The organism is Streptomyces sp. NBC_01235, assembly GCF_035989285.1.
Taxonomy (GTDB): Bacteria; Actinomycetota; Actinomycetes; order Streptomycetales; family Streptomycetaceae; genus Streptomyces.
This window is the reverse complement of record NZ_CP108513.1, coordinates 2,012,892-2,030,938: the sequence shown is the minus strand read 5'-3', so window position 1 is coordinate 2,030,938 and position 18,047 is coordinate 2,012,892. Positions and strand designations below refer to the sequence as shown.

Sequence of the window (18,047 nt, the reverse complement as noted above, 5' to 3'; positions counted from 1 at the left end):
GAGGCGGAGATGGCGCAGACGAGAGTCCTGATACTGGATGAACGGCGGGACGTCCCAGCGGGGTTGGCCAAGGCGCTGGACGCCGTGGGCGCCGAGGCGCACACCTGCACACCGGGCGACGTGCTGGCGGCGTCGCGCGGCCGGATGCCGGCGGTGACCGCACTGCTCGCCAACGCGACGCTGTCGCCCCACACCGTCAGGTCGGTGGCCCGACGGCTGGCCGACGAGGGGCAGCAGCCCACCGTGGTGGCGTACGCGGAACACGATCTGCACCTCCTCGACGGCCATGTGCGCGCAGGCTCCGACTATCTGCTCCCGCCGTTCCACCCCGTCCTGGTGGAGGCGCGGCTGCGCGACTGCCATCAGCACGCCGAGCACAACCGGAACCTGGAGGAGGTCGCCGCACACGCCGAACTGCTCAGCTACGAGCGGGAGTTGGAGATAGGCCGGGAGATCCAGCTAGGGTTCCTGCCGGACTCGCTGCCCAGCCCCGACGGCTGGGACATCCGGGTACGCTTCCGGCCCGCACGGACGGTGGCCGGCGACTTCTACGACGTCTTCGAACTCGTCAACCGGCGCCGCCTCGCCCTCGTCGTGGCCGACGTGTGCGACAAGGGGGTAGGCGCGGCCCTGTTCATGGCGCTCATCCGCTCGCTGCTGCGGCACACCGCGGAACAGAGCGGCCTGCAGAACCTCATCGCGGCGGACCTGATGGGGGAGGAGCCCGGCGGGGCCGAACACACCCGGGCCATCCCGGTCGTGGGCGCCACCCCGCTGCTGAACGCGGTCGTGGGCACCAACAGCTATCTGACTCGCAACCACATGAAGCAGGGCTACTTCGCCACCATGTTCTTCGGCGTCCTGGACCCGGTCACCGGCAACCTCGTCTACATCAACGGCGGCCACAATCCCCCCGTCCTCGTGAGCGGAAGCGGCGCCGAACCGGTGCTGCTCCAGCCGACAGGGCCGGTCGTGGGCGTCATGCCCGACTGCACCTTCTCGCTCGGCTACACCCAGATCGGCCCCGGGGACACCCTGTTCATCTACACCGACGGGGTCACCGAAGCCCGCTCCGAGACCGGACGCTTCTTCGGCGAGGACCTCCTCGTCGAGCAGCTGACCGAGGCCACCGTGCGCGGCGAGGAACTGCTCGACCACATGGACGGCGCACTGAGCGACTTCGTCGGCCAGGCCGAACAGTCCGACGACATCACCATGCTGGCCGTGCACTGGCAGGCGCCGGCCGGGACCGCCGACTGACCGCTCACCGGCCGGAGGGCCGACCCCCGAAGACCGTCAGGTGGAGAACATGTCGCAGATCATCACGGTGCACTCCTACCGAGGGGGCACCGGCAAATCCAGCACGGCCGCCAACCTCGGGTTGCTGCTGGCCTCCTCGGGCCTGCGGGTCGCTCTGGTGGACACCGACATCCAGACACCAGCGCTGGACGTGATGTTCGGCGACGTGACGGTCCCCGCGCGGCGCTCGCTCACCGACTACCTCATCGGCCGCTGCGAGATCGAGGACGCGGCGTACGCCGTCGACCAGACCGTCGGGCACGACGGGTTCTTCCTGGTCCCGGCCAGGAGCCAGACCACGGGGGTCAACGAGATCATGGGCCGCGGCTACGACGTGGGCCTGCTGCGCGAGGGCTTCGACCGGCTCATCGACACCCTGGCGCTCGACGTGCTGCTGCTCGACACCCACGCGGGCTTCAACAACGAGACCGTGACCGCGATGGCGAGTTCGGACGCGCTCGTCGTCGTGACCCGGGCCGACCGCCTGGACCTCGCCGGCGCCAGGGAGACCACGGCCCTGGCGAGCCGGCTCGGGTTCGGCGCCATGAGCATCGCCGTGAACATGGCCCCCGACGGCGCCGTGGGCGACCGGCTGCTCGGTGAGGTGGAGACCGCGTACAACACCCGCATCACCACGGTCCTGCCGTACGCGCCCGAAATGGCGCAGCTCGCCGGGGAGCGGGTGTTCTCCACGGCGTACCCGCACCATCCGCTGGTGTCCGGATACCGCCGGATCATCTCCGCGGTCAGCAACGGGACCACCGCGATCCGACGCTGACCGCATTCGCCGACCGAAACAGCCGCCCGCACCACCCAGGAGGCACGAGCACTATGGAGGGCAAGCCCATGCAGCGCGACGCGACGCGCCCGACCGCCGAAGCACGTGTGGGCCGCATCCCCATCGCGGACGTGGCGCCACAGATCGACGACGGCGCCGGCGGCCGCACCCCCGCCCGCGCCGTACCCGGCGAAGAGTTCGCCGTCTCGGCCACCGTCTTCAGGGAAGGGCACGACGCGGTCGGCGCCGGCGTCGTGCTCACCGACCCCGACGGCCGTGCGGGCGACTGGATCCCGATGCGCCTCGTGGCCCCCGGCACCGACCGCTACACCGCGTGGGTCACCGCCGCAGAGGAAGGCGACTGGACCTACCGGGTGGAGGCGTGGACCGACCCCTGGGCGACCTGGCGGCACGCCGCCGAGATCAAGGTGCCCGCCGGGATCGACACCGAACTGGTCCTGGAGGAAGGCGCGTTGCTCCTCGAAGAGGTGGCCGGCACGGCCCCGGCCGACGAGGCGGCGCGGCTCACCGACGTGGCCGGGCGGCTGCGGGACGGGCGCCTCGACGCCGAGGAGCGGCTCGCCGCCGTCACCGCGGCTCCCGTGGCCACCCTGCTCACCGCCCGCCCGCTGCGCAGGCTGCTCACGCGCTCGCCGGAACTGCCGCTGCGGGTCGACCGGGAACGCGCCCTGTACGGAGCCTGGTACGAGTTCTTCCCCCGCTCCGAGGGAGCCGTCGTCCCCGCCGCGGTGGACGGCGTGGCCGAGCCGCCGCGGCCGGGCACGCTGCGGACCGCCGCCAAACGCCTCGAGGCCGTGGCCGACATGGGCTTCGACGTGGTCTATCTGCCCCCGGTCCACCCGATCGGCACCACCCACCGCAAGGGTGCGGGCAACACGCTCGAGGCAAGGCCGCACGATCCCGGCTCACCCTGGGCGATCGGATCGGCCGACGGCGGACACGACGCGATCCACCCCGACCTGGGCACCCAGGAGGACTTCGACCACTTCGTGGCGCGCGCCGGTGAACTGGGCCTCGAAGTCGCCCTGGACTTCGCCCTCCAGTGCTCACCCGACCATCCCTGGGTCGCCGAGCACCCCGAGTGGTTCCAACGCCGCGCCGACGGCTCGATCGCGTTCGCCGAGAACCCGCCGAAAAGGTACCAGGACATCTTTCCCGTCGACTTCGACACCGATCCGGACGGACTGCACACGGAGTGCCTGCGCATACTGCGGCACTGGATGGACCACGGCGTCCGGATCTTCCGAGTCGACAACCCGCACACCAAGCCCGTCGCCTTCTGGGAACGGCTGATCGCCGCGGTGCACGCGAGCGATCCCGATGTGCTCTTCCTCGCCGAGGCGTTCACCCGCCCGGCTATGCTGCACGCCCTGGCGCGCGTGGGCTTCCACCAGTCGTACACGTACTTCACCTGGCGCAACTCCAAGGAAGAGGTGGAGAGTTACCTCTCCGAACTGGCCGGCCTCGGCGGCGAACAGAGCGCGGCCTACCTGCGGCCCAACCTCTTCGTGAACACCCCCGACATCCTCAACGCCTACCTCCAGTACGGCGGCAGGGCGGCCTTCGCGGCCCGCGCGGTGCTCGCCGCGACGGCAGGACCCACCTGGGGCGTGTACGCCGGGTACGAGCTGTACGAGAACGTGCCCATGGGGCCAGGCAGCGAGGAGTACCTGGACTCCGAGAAGTACCAGCTGCGCCCCCGCGACTGGGCGGGTGCTCAGACTGCGGGCGACTCCCTGGCCCCGCTGATCCGTGCGCTCAACGACATCCGGCGGGCCCACCCGGCCCTGCACCAGCTGCGCAACCTCCGCTTCCACCGCACCGACAACGACGCGATGATCTGCTTCTCCAAGCGCGCCTGCGGGGGCGAGGGGGACGACTGGGTTGTCGTGGTGCTCAACCTCGACCCGCGCGAGACGCGCGAGGCGACGGTCACCCTCGACCTGCCCGCACTCGGCCTGGAGCGCTCCGAGACCTTCGCGGTGCGCGACGCCCTGTCGGGCGAGAACTACCGCTGGGGCCGCGACAACTACGTACGCCTCGACCCCCGGCATCGAGTGGCCCACATACTCACGGACGGGACTTCGCAGTCGTGACCACCGCACAGCGCCCAACGGCCCTGGCCGCCACCCACCTCGAGCGGCTCACCACGGGAGACCTCAGCGATCCGCACGCGCTGCTCGGCCCGCACCCGGCCGCCCAGGGCGTGACCGTGCGGGTGCTGCGGCCGCTCGCCGACGAGGTGTGGCTGACCACGCCGTCGGGCGAGCCGCTGGCGGAACTCGCGCACCAGGGCGAGGGGGTGTTCGCAGGCCGGCTGCCGGGCACGGTCGTGCCCGATTACCGGGTGCGCGTCCACTACGGCACCCACGTGTACGCCTACGACGATCCCTACCGCTTCCTGCCCACCCTCGGCGAACTCGACCTGCACCTGATCCGCGAGGGCCGGCACGAGCAGCTGTGGCAGGTGCTCGGGGCCCGGGTGCGCGAGCACGAGTGCGGTTGGGGCACGGTGGCCGGTACGGCGTTCGCGGTGTGGGCGCCGAATGCCCGTGCCGTGCGCCTGGTCGGCGACTTCAACCACTGGGACGGCAGAGCACACCCGATGCGCTCGCTCGGCGCCGGCGGAGTGTGGGAACTGTTCGTCCCCGGCGTCGGCGAGGGCTGCCGCTACAAGTACGAGATCCTCACCCCGGACGGCCGCTGGATCCAGAAGGCGGACCCCCTCGCCACCTCGGCACAGGCGGCACCGGGCACGGCCTCCATCGTCTTTTGCTCCCGCCACACCTGGAGCGACGACGCCTGGCTGGCCGGGCGCGCCGAACGCACCGTGGACCGGGCCGCGATGAGCGTCTACGAGGTGCACCTGGGGTCGTGGCGGCCGGGCCTCGGCTACCGCGAGCTCGCGACCGAACTGCCCGCCTACGTCAAGGCGTTGGGCTTCACGCACGTCGAGTTCATGCCGGTGGCGGAGCATCCGTTCGGCGGCTCCTGGGGCTACCAGGTCACCTCGTACTATGCCCCGGCGGCCGGCCTGGGCAGCCCCGACGACTTCCGGGCCCTCATCGACGCGCTGCACCGGGCGGGCATCGGCGTCATCGTGGACTGGGTCCCCGCCCACTTCCCCAGGGACGACTGGGCCCTGGCCCGCTTCGACGGGACGGCGCTGTACGAACACCCGGACCCGCGCCGCGGCGAGCACCCCGACTGGGGGACGCTCGTCTTCGACTACGGACGCAACGAGGTGCGCAACTTCCTCGTCGCCAACGCGGTGTACTGGTGCGAGGAGTTCCACATCGACGGCCTGCGCGTCGACGCCGTCGCCTCCATGCTCTACCTCGACTACTCGCGCCCCGACGGCACCTGGCTGCCGAACGTGTACGGCGGCCGCGAGAACCTGGAAGCGGTGGAGTTCCTCCAGGAGATGAACGCCACGGTGCCCCGGCGCTGCCCCGGAGCGCTGACCATTGCGGAGGAGTCCACGGCCTGGGACGGCGTCACCCGGCGCACCGACCACGCAGGGCTCGGCTTCGCCCTGAAGTGGAACATGGGCTGGATGCACGACTCGCTGTCGTACATGGCCGAGGACCCGGTGCACCGGCAGTACCACCACCACTCCATGACGTTCCCGGTGGTGTACGCGTACGCGGAGAAATACACCCTGCCGATCAGCCATGACGAAGTGGTGCACGGCAAGGGGTCGCTGCTGACGAAGATGCCCGGCGACCGCTGGCAGCAGCTGGCCAACCTGCGCACCTTCCTCGCCTTCATGTGGGCCTTCCCCGGCAAGCAACTCCTCTTCATGGGGCAGGAGTTCGCCCAGGACACCGAATGGTCCCACGACCGCGGCCCGGACTGGTCCATCCTCCGGCACGGCTCGCACACCGCCGTCCGCGACCTGGTGCGCGACCTCAACCGCCACTACCTCGACGACCCGGCACTGTGGAGCCTGGACACCCGGCCGGAGGGCTTTCGCTGGATCGACGCGGACGCCGCCGAGGACAACGTGTACTCCTTCGTGCGGCACGGCGAGGGCGGCGAGTCACTGGTGTGCGTCTTCCACTTCCAGCCCACGGTGCGCCGCGACTTCCGCCTGGCGCTGCCCGAGGCGGGCCACTGGACCGAGGTCCTCAACACGGACGCGGCGCAGTACGGCGGCTCCGGGGTCACCAACCCCGGGCGCATCCACGCCGTTCCCGAAACCCTCCAGGGCCTGCCGGCCGGCGCGAGCGTGGTCCTGCCGCCGCTGGGCGGCGTGTGGTTCCGCAAGCAATGACGCATCCCGCAGCCCAAGGAGGGACACCATGCCTGCTCCCCGTCTGAGGACCACCCCGTTGCCCGGCATCGGGGTGCAGTACGAGCTCACCACGCGGCGCCACGACACGCTGTCGGTGATCGCGCACCGCGACCGCAGCCGCACCCTGAACGTGCACCACGACGACGACCCGGACTCCTGCGGCCTCTCGCTGCCGCTGACCGGCGCGGAGGCCCTGTCCCTCGCCGACGCCCTGCTGCCCAGCCACAACAACCCGAATCTGCTGCACACCAGCGACTTCGGGCTCCTCGCCGAGCAGGTCACCATCACCGGCACCTCCTACTGGAACGGGCGCACCCTGGGGGAGACGAGGATGCGCACCGACACCGGGGCCTCCATCGTCGCCGTCATGCGCCGGTCCCACGCGATCCCCTCGCCAGGACCCGACTTCCGCCTGCACGGCGGCGACATCGTGATCGTCATCGGCACCCGGGAAGGCGTGGACGGCGCCCACGAGATCCTTGAGCGGGGCTGATCACGTGCACTCCGCGGCCTTTCTGATCGAGTTCGGTGCGGTCGTCCTCGCGCTCGGCCTGCTCGGCCGCTTCGCCGTACGGCTCAAGTTCTCGCCGATCCCGCTCTACCTGCTGGCAGGACTCCTGTTCGGCGCGGGCGGCATCGTCCCGCTGGGCGGCAGCGAGGAGTTCATCGAGGTCGGCGCCGATATCGGCGTCGTCCTGCTGCTGTTGATGCTCGGCCTGGAGTACACAGCGGGCGACCTCGTGGGCCACCTCAAGACCCACGCCCCTGCGGGAGGCGTCGACTTCCTGCTCAACGCGATCCCCGGAGCCGCCGCCGCGCTGCTGCTCGGCTGGGGGCCGGTGGCCGCCGTGGTGCTCGCCGGCGTCACCTGGGTCTCCTCGTCCGGCGTCATCGCCAAGGTGCTCGGCGACCTGGGCCGGCTCGGCAACCGGGAGAGCCCGGTCATCCTCAGCATCCTCGTCCTCGAAGACCTCGCCATGGCGCTCTACCTGCCCATCCTGACGGCGGTGCTGGCCGGTTCGGGCTGGCTGGCGGGCGGCCTGACGCTCGGCATCGCGCTCGTCGCGGTCGGCACCGTCCTGCTCGTCGCGGTGCGCTACGGGCGGGTCATCTCGCGCTTCGTGTCCAGCGACGACCCGGAGAAGCTGCTGCTCGTCGTCCTGGGCACGACGCTGCTCGTCGCCGGGGTCGCCCAGCAGCTGCAGGTCTCGGCGGCGGTGGGCGCGTTCCTCGTGGGGATCGCCCTGTCCGGCGAGGTGGCCGAGAACACCCACCATCTGCTGATGCCGCTGCGGGACCTGTTCGCCGCGGTGTTCTTCGTGTTCTTCGGCCTGAGCACCGACCCCAGCACCATCCCGTCGGTGCTGGCGCCCGCGTTCGTGCTGGCGGTGCTCACCCTGCTGACGAAGATCGGCACCGGGTACTGGGCGGCCCGGCGCTCCGGCATCGCAGTGCGGGGCAGGTGGCGGGCCGGCGGCGCCCTGGTCGCGCGGGGCGAGTTCTCCATCGTCATCGCCGGACTCGCGGTCTCCGCCGGCGCGGTCGATCCCTCCCTCGGCCCGATGGCCACCGCGTACGTCCTGCTGCTCGTCGTCCTGGGCCCCCTGGCGGCCCGCTTCACGGAGCCGATCGCGCAGCGGATCACCCTGTGGCGCGGCAAGGAGTACCCCGGGGTGACTCCCGGACGGCGGTCCGTGGCGCCCCGGCCGGCCGAGCCGGAGCCCTCGGCCGCGGCGTCCGACTGACGCGGTGGCCGAAGCGGAACCCTCCCCACCATGCGGAACGTCGTCCATCACGTACGGAAGTCGCCGTCTTCCCATGGGTGATCCCGGGCTCGACTGCCCTCCCTGACAGGGCAGTCGACCTCGTTCCTCTTCGATCCGTTGACCATGAGGGGCTCCTTGAGGGCACCCACTCGGGTCCGGATCCAGCCATATGGTCCTCGACGCCAGCCGGGGCACGCCCGGCGGGCGCGTCGTTCCGAAAAGAGGACCCATGGAGCTCACCCCTGCCCGCCGAGGGTTCACCGCCTGCGCGCTCGCCCTCGCCTGTGCACTCGCCGTCGGGATCACGGCACCGGCCACCGGCGCCCGCGCGGACGCCCAGGCCCTGACCGTCGCCCGGGCCATCGCTGCCCGGCAACCAGGCCTGTCCGCAGAGCATGGCCACCGACCCGAGAACCGGCGACCTCTACGTCACCTCGTTCTCCACCGGAGCGGTCTACCGCGCACGCGCCGGCCAGACGCAGGCCACCGTTCTTCTTGCCCTCGGGAACGGACGGACGGACCCAGGCCATGGGCACCGAGGTCGACCGGCACGGCCGGCTCTGGGTCAACGACGCGAACGGGGTGACGTGTACGACACGGCGAACGCCACGCGCCTGGTCCGCTTCGTCGGCCCGGCCCCCGGCGCGTCGCTGCTCGAAGACATCGACCTGACGCCCGACGGCACCGGGTACGTCACCGACTCGCTCCTCCAGCTCGTCCACCGCCTGCCCGCCACCACCATCGAGGACTCCATCGCCTCGGGCGGCACCACCACCCTGGCCACCGGGTTCGACCTGAACGGCGTCATCGCCCCGCACCCGGAGGGCGCCATCACCCTGAACGGCGGAATCGGACGCGACCGGCACCTACCTGATCACCGCTGACATGGCCTCCGGCGACCTGTTCCGGCTCGAGCCCGCCACCGGCGGCATCCGCAAGCTGACGGTGGCCGGCGGCAGCCCCGTCTCCGCCGACGGCCTGCTCTGGGAGAAGGACCCAGCTGTGGGCCGTCCAGTTCGGCTCGGACGCCATCACCCGGCTCACGCTCTCCGCGGACCGCACGTCCGCGACCGTCACGAGCCACCTCACCGACCCGGCCCTCGAACACCCGACGGCGCTCCTGCGCATGGGCGGATCCCTGCACCTGCTGCGCTCACAGTTCGGTTCCGCCACCCTCGACCTGCCGTTCTCGGTGGCCAAGGTGAGCGGCATCTGAACGACCGAGCCCGTTGCCGCGGCGCCCGAGAACGCCGCGGCAACGGACTTCGCCGCCGGTGGCGGCTCGGTTCAACTGCCGGTGGAGACAGGCGTGTTGTCGCTCGCCTCAACCGTCACGGAGCCGGTCACCGGGGCCTGGACGGCAGGCACCTTGAGGAACCGGGTGGCCCATACCGCGGGCAGCGCGACGACCGCGAAGACCAGCGCGGTCAGCGGGACGTCCTCGATACCGAAGGAGGCCAGGGCCCAGCCGCCGACCGCGGCGCCCGAGGCGACCCCCACGTTCGCGGCGGACGCGCCCAGCGTGGCGGCCAGGTCGGCGCCCTCCCCGGCCAGCGAGATGACGCGCAGCTGGAGCGCCGGGGTGACACCGAAACCGACGACGCCCCAGAGGGCCAGGGCCACACCGACCATCGGCCGGCTCTCCCGGAAGACGTACAGACCGAGCAGGCCCACGATCAGGACGGCGTTGCCCACGAGCAGCGTCCGCGAGGCGTTGACATCGGCGAACCGACCGCCCGCGAACGTACCGATCGCACTGAACACACCGAAGATCATCAGGAAGACGCTCACCATGGCGCCGTCGATGCCGGTGACGTCCTCCAGGAACGCCGCCAGATACGTGAAGGCAATGAACTGCGAGCCCATGAGCAGTACTTGGGCCGCCAGCATGGCCAGCACCCGGGGGTGGAAGGCGTGCTGGGCCTGGGCGCCGAGACCGCCTGAGCCACTGCTCCTGACGGCCGGCACCCAGATCATGATCACGACGAGGGCGACGACCCCGAGGACGACCACCCCGGCGAACGTGGCCTGCCAGCCGAGCTTCTGGCCCAGCAGGGTGCCGAGCGGCACCCCGAACACGGTCGACACGGAGATGCCGCCGAAGACCAGGCCGACGGCCTGGCCCCGGTGCTCGGGGGCGACCAGACCGGTGGCGACGGCGGAAGCTGCGCCGAGGAACAGGCCGTGCAGCGCGCCGCAGAGCACGCGCGCGACGACCAGCAGGCCGAAGACCCCGGCGAAGACCGCGGCCAGGTTGCCCAGGACGAAGACGACGAGCGCCGCGCACAGGAGCGTGTGGCGCTGCACCTTGATGGTCGCCGCCGTGACGATCGGGCCGCCGATGGAGATGCCGAGCGCGTACGCGGTGACCAGCAGGCCCGCGGTGCTCAGTGAGACGTCCAGATCGTCGGCGATGAGATTGAGGACGCCGACGATGACCAGTTCGGCGGTGCCGATGGCGAAGGCGCCCAGGCCGAGGGCGCCCAGGGCGAGTTTGTTGCGGGTCTCGCCGGGCCCCGATGCGGTGGCGGTACTCATGGGAGAGCCACTCCTTGGGAAGAGGACGGAAAGCAGGGCGCGAAGGCGCGGTCAGGCGTACTGCAGATTGAGCCTGGCTATCCGGCCGTCGCGGACGTCGAACTCGTAGTTGGCCTCGAATCCGCCGGTGCCGCCGGGGGCGAAGCGCACGAGCAGCGTCGTGCCGTTGCTCTTGGGCGTGTTCTTCAAGACGGTGAGCCGGCCGCCGATGACCTCGTCGCGGGCCCAGTCGCGGATCTCGCCGTGACCGGTGAACTCCCGTCCCACATCGATGAGTTGGGCATCGGAATGGAACGCGTCCACCAGCGCGTCGAGGTCCTTGGCGGCCACGGCGTCGACGTAGGCCTGGGCAGCGGGGTCCACTGCCGTGTCCTTCCGGTCCTCGTTCACGGTGTCGTCGGGGACCTGCTCGGCCGTCCCCGCCGTCGGATCCGGTGTCACCACCTGCTGCGTGGCACCCGGCGGACTGCCGGCCTGCTCGGAGCCCTCGGAGCAGCCGGCCAGCAGCAGGGCGGCCAGCGCGAGAGCGGACATCAGGGGGCGGTACGGCACGGCGGTCTCCTCGGGGTGATGGCGGGTCAGGCGTAGCGCAGGTGATCCGGGTGATCACGTCGTGGTCGACGTCGAACGTGCAGCGGGCCCGGAAACCGGCCATGAACCCCGCGGGGGCGAAGTGCAGCATCATGGTGGGGCCTTCGGGGCCGGGCGTGGTGCGCAGGACGGTGAGCCGGCCGCCGATCACCTCGTCGCCGACCCAGTCCCTGATCGCCGCGCGGCCGCGGAAGCTGCGCCCGGTGTCGTCGACGGTCGCCTGCGGTGCGAAGACCGTGACCAGGGCGTTCACGTCCCGGGAGTCGACAGCGTCGATGTAGCCGCGCACGGCAGGGGCCAGCGCGGCCAGGGCCGCCGTCGTGCTCGTCGGAGGTGTCGCGGACGGCCTCCCGCGCCGCGGCACGCGCATAGTCGCTGGCCATGACCGTCACGGCGAAGGCGAGAACGACCACCGCCGCCACCACCGCGACGACCCGGGCCGCGCTCACCAGTCGATCTTTCTGCGGTTGCGGAAGAACCCCCCGGTGGGCCCGGAGTCCGGCAGGCGCGCCAGCCAGGTCACCGTGTCGGCCCCCTGCTCGACACCGGTCGGTGCCCCACGGCCCCCCATGTCGGTCCGGACCCAGCCCGGACAGACCGCGTTGACCTTGACGGTCCCCGGCACCGCTGCGGACACCACCAGGGTCAGCGCGTTGAGCGCGGCCTTGGAGATGCCGTACGCGGCCGGGGACGGCACGTTCTCGGTGAGGGCGCCGAGCCCGGAGGACACGTTCACCACCCGGCCGTAGCCGCGCCGCGCCATACCGGGACAGAACGCCTGGCAGGCGTGGAACGCCCCCATGAGGTTCACGTCCAGGGCCTGGCGCATGGTGTCCTCGTCGAGCGAGAAGAACGAGTCGGTCGGGTAGATCCCGGCGTTGTTGACCAGGACGTCGATGTCGACGCCGTCGTCGGCCAGCCGCCGGGAGCAGTCCGCGACGCTCTTGGCATCGGTGACATCCAGCTCCTCCACTCGGATGCGCGGGCTGCCGAGCGAGCGCGCGGCGGCCCGGCCGCGCGCGACATCACGCGCGGCCAGCACGACGTCGAGGCCGGCCAGATCCAGCTGGCGGACGGTCTCGAGACCGATGCCGCGACTGGCGCCCGTGACGAGGGCGGTGCGGCCCAGTTCCCGGTTCACGAACTCGGACTCCTCGCCGTGGTCAGACCTTGTAGCGCTGCTTGACGTCCTCGGCGAAGCCGAGGTAGTCGCGCAGCGGCCAGACGGTCTCGAACTCCAGGTACTCCCGCATGGGGAGCCGGCCCAGAGCGGTGCGGTCGAGCTCCTCGGCGTCCGGTGAGTCGATGATGGCGATGACCCGCTTCTGCGCGGCGACCTTCCAGATGCCCACGCAGAAGCCGGAGTCCACCGTCTCCTGGGCGTGCGCCGCCTCGTCCTGCTCGAGCTCCCACAGCTCGTCGAGGGTGATGCGTCCTTCGTGCTTCCACTTCATCTGGACGTAGAACAGCATGCTTCAACTCCGCGTCTGTGGCTGGCTGTTGGGTGTTGAGGGCTGAGCGGTCAGCGGGCGCCGCGCGAGCGGATCAGCTCGGTGAGCGCGGTGTCGGCACCGAAGACCTCGGCGGCGAGGTCGAGCGGCGTCTTGCCGTCGTGGCCGATGAGGTCGAGCCGGGCGCCGGCCTGGACGAGCGTGCGTGCGCAGTCCTCGTAGCCGTGCCACAGCGCGTCGTGCAGCGGGCTGTAGCCGTTGGTCGCGCCCTGGAAGTCGAGGTCGATGCCGTCCTGGCGGACCAGGTCGGCGGTGATGCCGGCGTGCCCGTTGTAGACGGCCTTGTGCAGCGGCACGGCGCCGAAGGTGGGCTCGACGGCGTTCACGTCCGCACCGGCCGCGAGCAGCAGCCGCACGATTTCGTCGTGCCCGTCGCGGCAGGCCACGAGCAGCGGGGTGTGACTGTCGTTGAAGCCGCTCAGGTTGGGGGAGCGCTCGTCGACCGCGGCGCCGGCGGCGAGCAGCTTGCGCACCCGCTCGGTGTCGCCCTCCGCGGTTGCCGCCATCAGCTCCTGCTCGGCCACCGCACGCTCGTCACCGGCTCGGCGGGCGTTGAGGTGCTCCTCGGCCTTGAGCAGCTTGTCCTTGCCGAACGTGTTGACGTTCAGCTCGTACGCGAAGTGCTGCTCGAGCGAGAAGCCGTAGTGCGTGTAGACCTGTAGCGCGGTGCCCCGGGCCAGCAAGTACTCGGCGATGTCCGGGTACTTGTACCACAGGGCGTCCATCAGGGCGGTGTGCCCGGTGGTGGGCGCCACCGCGTCCACGAAGGAACCGGCCTCGACGAGCGCCTTCACCACCTCGAGGCTGCCGCCCTGGCAGGCCTTGTGCAGCGCGGTCGCGCCGGCCCGGCTGTCGGCGGTCAGCACATCGGCGCCGCCGTCGATCAGGGCACGGACCGTGGCGGCGTCCGCCTGGCCCGCCGCGATCATCAGGGCGGTCAGGCCGGTGTCGGACTCGCGGTGGCTCGCGTCGGCGCCGGCCGCGAGCAGGCCGGTGACCCGTGCGGTGTCCCGGTCGCGTACGGCGGCGATCAGTTCGGCACTCATCAGGCGGCCTCCTGCCCCGACACGTCGCCCCGCAGGGCCCGGATGATCTGTGACGGGTCCGTGTAGGACTTCCAGCGCGAGATCTTGCCGTCGCGCACCGTCAGCCACTGGATGAACTCGATCTCGAACTCGACGCCGGTGCCCCGCACGGTGGACATCTCGTGGATGACCCCCGCGGCCTGGTCGCCGTCGACGACCAGGTTCAGCAACTTCTCGAAGCGGACGTCCACGGCACCGGTGAAGATCTTCAGGGTTTCGAGGACGGCGTCCCGGCCGCGGTAGCTGCCGATCCACTTCATGTCGTCGTTGTAGCCGGGCACCGGCGTGTAGTTGATCCACTCGACGTCCTCGGCGAGTGCGTCAAGGGCGGTCTCGAAGTCGCCCGATGTCAGTGCGTCGAACCACCGCTGAACGACTTTCCTGGTTTCTTCCGTGGCGTTGCTCATGAACTCTCCTAGAAATGGAAGGAATCCCAGGAAAATCCTGAGTGAGAAACTCAGGAGCCAGCAAGAAATGGGTGGTCGACTTTCTGATATCGCCGCTCAGGAATCGGTGGACTGAGCCTGTGCGGCGCGGGCGAACAGATGCTGGTTGCCGTCGGCCCAGGTGGCCGTCATCACGATGCCGTTGATCCGCCAGCCGTCCGCCGTCCGCTCCAGGTCGATGCGGTAGGTGCCGGCGAGTGTCCACAGCGGACCGCCGTGCTCGTTGGGCATGCGGTGCGTCGCTTGGAACATCGCGGTCGTGACGGCGCTGTCGCCCTGCACGTCGACCAGGAAGTTGCTGAGCAGGTGCTGGGTGGCGGCGAACTGGCCGAGCAGCCCCGACCAGGCGCCGATCAGGTCCTTCTTGGACACGGGGCCCGGTTCACCGCCGTTGAGGCTGGTGTAGTCGAGCATGATCTCGTCGCTGAAGACGTCCCCCAGCGATTCCCACTCGCGCTGGTCGATGTACCAGCCCATGCGGGTGCACGTCTCGATGATGTCAAGCCGGTCGGCCACAGAACTCATGGAGTCTTCTTCTTTCAGTGATAGAGGTGTGCCATTTTCTTGGTCCAGCGATGATCGCTGAGCAGGGCGGCGCCTATGAGGACACCAAGCAGTACGACTTCGGCCACCGCTGATCCGGCATGGCCCACCGGAACGGCCAGGACGGCGAGCAGCGCGGCGGTGAAGTGGAAACGCTGTGGGCCGATCTTCAGAATCCCGTGGAACCAGGCGATGCCACCGAGGTACAGCGCGACACCACCGGCCAGCGCGATCGACGGGGCCGTGGCCAAGGGTTCGTAGGGGTGCACGATGGTCTTCTTGACGGCCGCGGCGATGAGGATCAGCCCGAGCAGCATCGGGACGTGGGCGTAGAAGAACGCGGCGAGCGCGAGGCGCGAGCGGTTCACCGCGTCCTGGCGCTCCAGGGCGAGTTCGGCCCGCCAGGCCTTCTCGGACTCGTCGAAGTACACCCACCACAGGCCGGCCGGGATGACGAAGATGAGGACCGCCGTGGTCACGACCGACGGCCCAGCCTGGCCGCCGTCGGTGCCGATGCCGAGCGCCAGGAACGAGTCCCCGAGCGCGATGATCATGAGCAGCCCGTGCCGTTCCACGAAGTGGCCCGGTTTCAGCTCGAAGCCCGACACCCCCGTCAGCACCGGCGCGATGACCTCCAGGCCGACGGCCGAGGCCCACAGCACGTACATGATCCATCCGTCGAGGAAGCCGGCGCAGATGATGAGGAGCGCGCCCACCATGTGGAACGGCGCGATGCGCAGCATGTTGCGGGCCGCTCCCGGGCCGCCGAACGCGAAGAGCGCGGCGTGCACGGTGACGATGAGCAGATACCCGATGCCGAACGCGACGCCGTCGCCGTCGAAGGCGTTCGGCGTGGCCAGGCCGATGACCAGAAAGGAGGCCATGCCGAGCAGCAGCAGGATCCGGTGGTGCCTGCGGTGCGGCGGAAGGTGGTTGGTGAGCCACGCGTATCCGCCGTACATCCACCACAGGAGCCAGAAGATCAGCAGTACTCGACCGACTCCGCGCAGCGTCATGTCCCGGCTGAGCACCCGGGCGAGTTGCGTGAAGTTGAAGACGAACGCGAGATCGAAGAACAACTCCAGGGTTGTTACTCGAGCCCCGCCTTTCGGGGAGGCCTCCACGGATGACGCAGCGGACCCCCCGGATTTCATTGCCCCGCCCTCGAACAGGGAGTTGCCGATTGGGGGCCTCGAATGCTCCGGGACGCCTTCTACTTGGTGCGCGGAAGTCGTTTGAGACATGCCTGTGAAGGTATCGGTGAAAGTGGTGGTCGGGTCAACGAAATCAAACACACATCATGAAGTCGGGGTACGGGGACCGTGCGGCCGACGATCCAGCACGGAGCGGTAGACGGCGTGCGCCCGCTGTGCCGCCACATCCCAGCCGAATTCCTTCTGCGCCCGCGCGAGGCCGGCCGCGCCGAGCCGGGCGGCGTGGTCGGGGTCGGCGAGGAGCCGGTTCACCGCGGCCGCGAGGTCGGCGGCGAAGCGCCGGGGGTCCAGGGGGGTGCCGCTGCCGTCCTGCTCCTGCTCGATGGGCACCAAGAGCCCCGTCCCGCCGTCCGCCACGACCTCCGGGATGCCGCCCGTCGCGGTGGCCACGACGGCTGTGCTGCAGGCCATGGCCTCCAGATTCACGATGCCCATCGGCTCGTAGAGGGACGGGCAGACGAACACGGACGCATGGGTGAGGAACTGCAACAGGGAGGTCCGGTCGAGCATCCCGTCGATCCGTACGACCCCGTCCCGCACCCGGCGCAGCTCGTCGACCAGCGCCGCGGTCTCGGCTCCGATCTCGGGGGTGTCCGGCTGCCCGCAGCACAGCACAAGCTGGGCCCGGGAATCCAACTCGAAGGCCGCGCGCAGCAGTTGGGGAAGCCCCTTCTGCCGGGTGACGCGGCCGACGAACAGCACGATGGGCCGGTCGGGGTCCACCCCGTGCCGCTCGAGCGCCGCGGTGCCGTGGTCGGGACGGTAGACCCGGGTGTCGATGCCGTTGTGCACCACGTGCACCCGGTCCGGATCCACGTCGGGATAGACGCGGAGGATGTCCTGGCGCATGCCGTGCGACACGGCGATCAGCGCGTCCGCGCTCTCCAGCGCCGAACGCTCCACCAGCAACGACAACGCGTAACCGCCGCCCAACTGTTCGGCCTTCCAGGGGCGCAGCGGCTCGAGGCTGTGGGTGGTGGCGACATGGGGGACGCCGTGCAGCACCTGCGCGAGCCGGCCGGCCCCGTTGGCGTACCAGGTGTGGCTGTGGACCAGGTCCGCGCCCGCGCATGCCGCGGCCATCTCGACGTTCACACCGAGGGTGCGCAGGGCGGGGTTCTGCTCTCCCGGCAGCTCGGGTTCCGCGTAGGCGGTCACGTTCTGCGCGTCGCGCGGCGAACCGAAGCAGCGCACCTCGAGATCGACCAGCGCGCGCAATTCCCCGGCGAGTTCCGCGACATGGACACCGGCGCCTCCGTAAATCTCCGGAGGGAATTCCTTGGTGAGCAGATCGACGCGTATGCGGGACGAATGAGCGGGCTGCTGCACATGCATGGCGACTTCCTGAGGTCCGTGGACGTTGACGGGCTTCGGCAGTTTCAACACTCGGGCCGACGGCATCGGCCGCCGCACCCCTACACAGCGGAAGGCTGCATGATGACTGGCCAGCCCCGCTCCTGGGCAAGCCTGCTGCTGTCCGCGCTGCAGGCAATGACGCGCGGGTTGCCGACGACACTGAGCAGCCCCGTCCCGGCGCACAGATCCCCGTAGCCGAAACAGCTGGCCGGATCGATGCACAGGCGGGTCATCGCCTCGACGACCGTCGTGCACTTGTCCATGTCGCAGGTGGCGGACGGGGGCAGTCGCAAGAGGGTCCCCTCGGCGGACAGCCGCTCCGGCAACCGCCGGTGGGCGTCCACGACCAGGACGACGAGGTCCCCCTCGGCCCGGTGGTCCGCCAGCGCGTTCCGAAGGGCCGCATCCTCGTGCACAGGGCGCTCCGGATGGGTGAGGTCGAAGAAGGCCGCACGCCGCATCGGTCGGAACATGCCCCACTCCTGTCTCGAACCCGCATGCGGCTGCGACCAGTTCAGATCCCTCATGCGGTGCACTGCGGTCACTCGGCGTGACCTTAGCCGAGGCCGGGGGGAGGCCGTGAAAAGGGACGTTGTACATCC

General features: G+C 70.4%; 17 protein-coding genes and 1 pseudogene. 7 read left to right on the top strand and 11 right to left on the bottom strand.

Annotated elements, in window-relative coordinates; all coding sequences use genetic code 11:
• Positions 1 to 9 precede the first annotated feature (9 nt).
• From OG289_RS08550 to OG289_RS08520, 7 genes are all read left to right on the top strand, one after another.
• On the top strand, positions 10 to 1,260 hold the full coding sequence (locus OG289_RS08550; RefSeq protein WP_327313407.1) for a PP2C family protein-serine/threonine phosphatase: 1,251 nt from the start codon (positions 10 to 12) through the stop codon (positions 1,258 to 1,260).
• Positions 1,261 to 1,309: 49 nt separating this feature from the next.
• Entirely contained in the window at positions 1,310 to 2,077 is a 768-nt protein-coding gene (locus tag OG289_RS08545) for a MinD/ParA family protein (protein WP_327313406.1), read from the top strand.
• A 53-nt stretch (positions 2,078 to 2,130) separates the two neighbouring features.
• Positions 2,131 to 4,194: a maltotransferase domain-containing protein gene (locus OG289_RS08540; protein WP_327313405.1), complete on the top strand. Its 2,064-nt coding sequence runs from the start codon at positions 2,131 to 2,133 to the stop codon at positions 4,192 to 4,194.
• On the top strand, positions 4,191 to 6,374 hold the full coding sequence (gene glgB, locus OG289_RS08535; protein ID WP_327313404.1) for a 1,4-alpha-glucan branching protein GlgB: 2,184 nt from the start codon (positions 4,191 to 4,193) through the stop codon (positions 6,372 to 6,374). The genes OG289_RS08540 and glgB overlap by 4 nt, the downstream gene beginning before the upstream one ends.
• Before the next feature lie 28 nt (positions 6,375 to 6,402).
• Entirely contained in the window at positions 6,403 to 6,888 is a 486-nt protein-coding gene (locus OG289_RS08530; RefSeq protein ID WP_187826639.1) for a cation:proton antiporter regulatory subunit, read from the top strand.
• A 4-nt stretch (positions 6,889 to 6,892) separates the two neighbouring features.
• The gene (locus tag OG289_RS08525) at positions 6,893 to 8,140 is read left to right on the top strand and encodes a cation:proton antiporter (RefSeq protein ID WP_327313403.1); all 1,248 of its coding nucleotides are present in this window, start codon (positions 6,893 to 6,895) and stop codon (positions 8,138 to 8,140) included.
• 608 nt (positions 8,141 to 8,748) lie between these two features.
• Positions 8,749 to 9,045 carry a hypothetical protein gene (locus tag OG289_RS08520; RefSeq protein ID WP_327313402.1) on the top strand — a complete coding sequence of 99 codons (297 nt, stop codon included), beginning with the start codon at positions 8,749 to 8,751 and terminating at the stop codon, positions 9,043 to 9,045.
• Positions 9,046 to 9,448: 403 nt separating this feature from the next.
• Here OG289_RS08520 and OG289_RS08515 read toward each other — a convergent pair whose 3' ends face one another.
• From OG289_RS08515 to OG289_RS08465, 11 genes and pseudogenes are all read right to left on the bottom strand, one after another.
• The gene (locus OG289_RS08515) at positions 9,449 to 10,699 is read right to left on the bottom strand and encodes an MFS transporter (protein ID WP_327313401.1); all 1,251 of its coding nucleotides are present in this window, start codon (positions 10,697 to 10,699) and stop codon (positions 9,449 to 9,451) included.
• A gap of 51 nt (positions 10,700 to 10,750) precedes the next feature.
• A complete protein-coding gene (locus OG289_RS08510) occupies positions 10,751 to 11,251 on the bottom strand; it encodes a nuclear transport factor 2 family protein (protein WP_327313400.1) in 501 nt (166 codons plus the stop codon).
• A gap of 220 nt (positions 11,252 to 11,471) precedes the next feature.
• Positions 11,472 to 11,660 (bottom strand): annotated as a pseudogene (locus OG289_RS49600) (nuclear transport factor 2 family protein); the annotation flags it as partial.
• A 75-nt stretch (positions 11,661 to 11,735) separates the two neighbouring features.
• Positions 11,736 to 12,431, bottom strand: coding sequence for an SDR family NAD(P)-dependent oxidoreductase (locus OG289_RS08500; protein WP_327313398.1), 696 nt, complete (start codon positions 12,429 to 12,431; stop codon positions 11,736 to 11,738).
• Positions 12,432 to 12,453: 22 nt separating this feature from the next.
• On the bottom strand, positions 12,454 to 12,762 hold the full coding sequence (locus tag OG289_RS08495) for a muconolactone Delta-isomerase (RefSeq protein ID WP_161304493.1): 309 nt from the start codon (positions 12,760 to 12,762) through the stop codon (positions 12,454 to 12,456).
• Between the two features lie 50 nt (positions 12,763 to 12,812).
• A complete protein-coding gene (locus OG289_RS08490; RefSeq protein WP_327313397.1) occupies positions 12,813 to 13,847 on the bottom strand; it encodes an ankyrin repeat domain-containing protein in 1,035 nt (344 codons plus the stop codon).
• A complete protein-coding gene (locus tag OG289_RS08485) occupies positions 13,847 to 14,293 on the bottom strand; it encodes a nuclear transport factor 2 family protein (protein WP_327313396.1) in 447 nt (148 codons plus the stop codon). Before OG289_RS08485 ends, OG289_RS08490 begins: the two co-directional genes overlap by 1 nt.
• 96 nt (positions 14,294 to 14,389) lie before the next feature.
• Positions 14,390 to 14,857 (bottom strand): nuclear transport factor 2 family protein, encoded by a 468-nt coding sequence (locus tag OG289_RS08480; RefSeq protein WP_327313395.1) that lies wholly within the window; start codon positions 14,855 to 14,857, stop codon positions 14,390 to 14,392.
• Positions 14,858 to 14,871: 14 nt separating this feature from the next.
• The gene (locus OG289_RS08475; protein WP_327313394.1) at positions 14,872 to 16,029 is read right to left on the bottom strand and encodes a low temperature requirement protein A; all 1,158 of its coding nucleotides are present in this window, start codon (positions 16,027 to 16,029) and stop codon (positions 14,872 to 14,874) included.
• A gap of 144 nt (positions 16,030 to 16,173) precedes the next feature.
• Positions 16,174 to 17,424, bottom strand: a complete 1,251-nt coding sequence (glgA, locus tag OG289_RS08470; RefSeq protein WP_327313393.1) for a glycogen synthase — start codon at positions 17,422 to 17,424, stop codon at positions 16,174 to 16,176.
• Between the two features lie 80 nt (positions 17,425 to 17,504).
• Positions 17,505 to 17,918, bottom strand: a complete 414-nt coding sequence (locus tag OG289_RS08465) for a hypothetical protein (RefSeq protein WP_327313392.1) — start codon at positions 17,916 to 17,918, stop codon at positions 17,505 to 17,507.
• Positions 17,919 to 18,047 lie beyond the last annotated feature (129 nt).

Excerpts from the sequence above, each read along its gene's own strand:
- OG289_RS08485 (WP_327313396.1), bottom strand. The coding sequence starts at position 14,293 with ATGAGCAACGCCACGGAAGAAACCAGGAAAGTCGTTCAGCGGTGGTTC.
- OG289_RS08465 (WP_327313392.1), bottom strand. The coding sequence starts at position 17,918 with ATGTTCCGACCGATGCGGCGTGCGGCCTTCTTCGACCTCACCCATCCG.
- OG289_RS08545 (WP_327313406.1), top strand. The coding sequence starts at position 1,310 with ATGTCGCAGATCATCACGGTGCACTCCTACCGAGGGGGCACCGGCAAA.
- OG289_RS08490 (WP_327313397.1), bottom strand. The coding sequence starts at position 13,847 with ATGAGTGCCGAACTGATCGCCGCCGTACGCGACCGGGACACCGCACGG.
- OG289_RS08515 (WP_327313401.1), bottom strand. The coding sequence starts at position 10,699 with ATGAGTACCGCCACCGCATCGGGGCCCGGCGAGACCCGCAACAAACTC.
- OG289_RS08475 (WP_327313394.1), bottom strand. The coding sequence starts at position 16,029 with ATGAAATCCGGGGGGTCCGCTGCGTCATCCGTGGAGGCCTCCCCGAAA.
- glgA (WP_327313393.1), bottom strand. The coding sequence starts at position 17,424 with ATGCATGTGCAGCAGCCCGCTCATTCGTCCCGCATACGCGTCGATCTG.
- OG289_RS08550 (WP_327313407.1), top strand. The coding sequence starts at position 10 with ATGGCGCAGACGAGAGTCCTGATACTGGATGAACGGCGGGACGTCCCA.
- OG289_RS08530 (WP_187826639.1), top strand. The coding sequence starts at position 6,403 with ATGCCTGCTCCCCGTCTGAGGACCACCCCGTTGCCCGGCATCGGGGTG.
- OG289_RS08480 (WP_327313395.1), bottom strand. The coding sequence starts at position 14,857 with ATGAGTTCTGTGGCCGACCGGCTTGACATCATCGAGACGTGCACCCGC.
- OG289_RS08540 (WP_327313405.1), top strand. The coding sequence starts at position 2,131 with ATGGAGGGCAAGCCCATGCAGCGCGACGCGACGCGCCCGACCGCCGAA.
- OG289_RS08495 (WP_161304493.1), bottom strand. The coding sequence starts at position 12,762 with ATGCTGTTCTACGTCCAGATGAAGTGGAAGCACGAAGGACGCATCACC.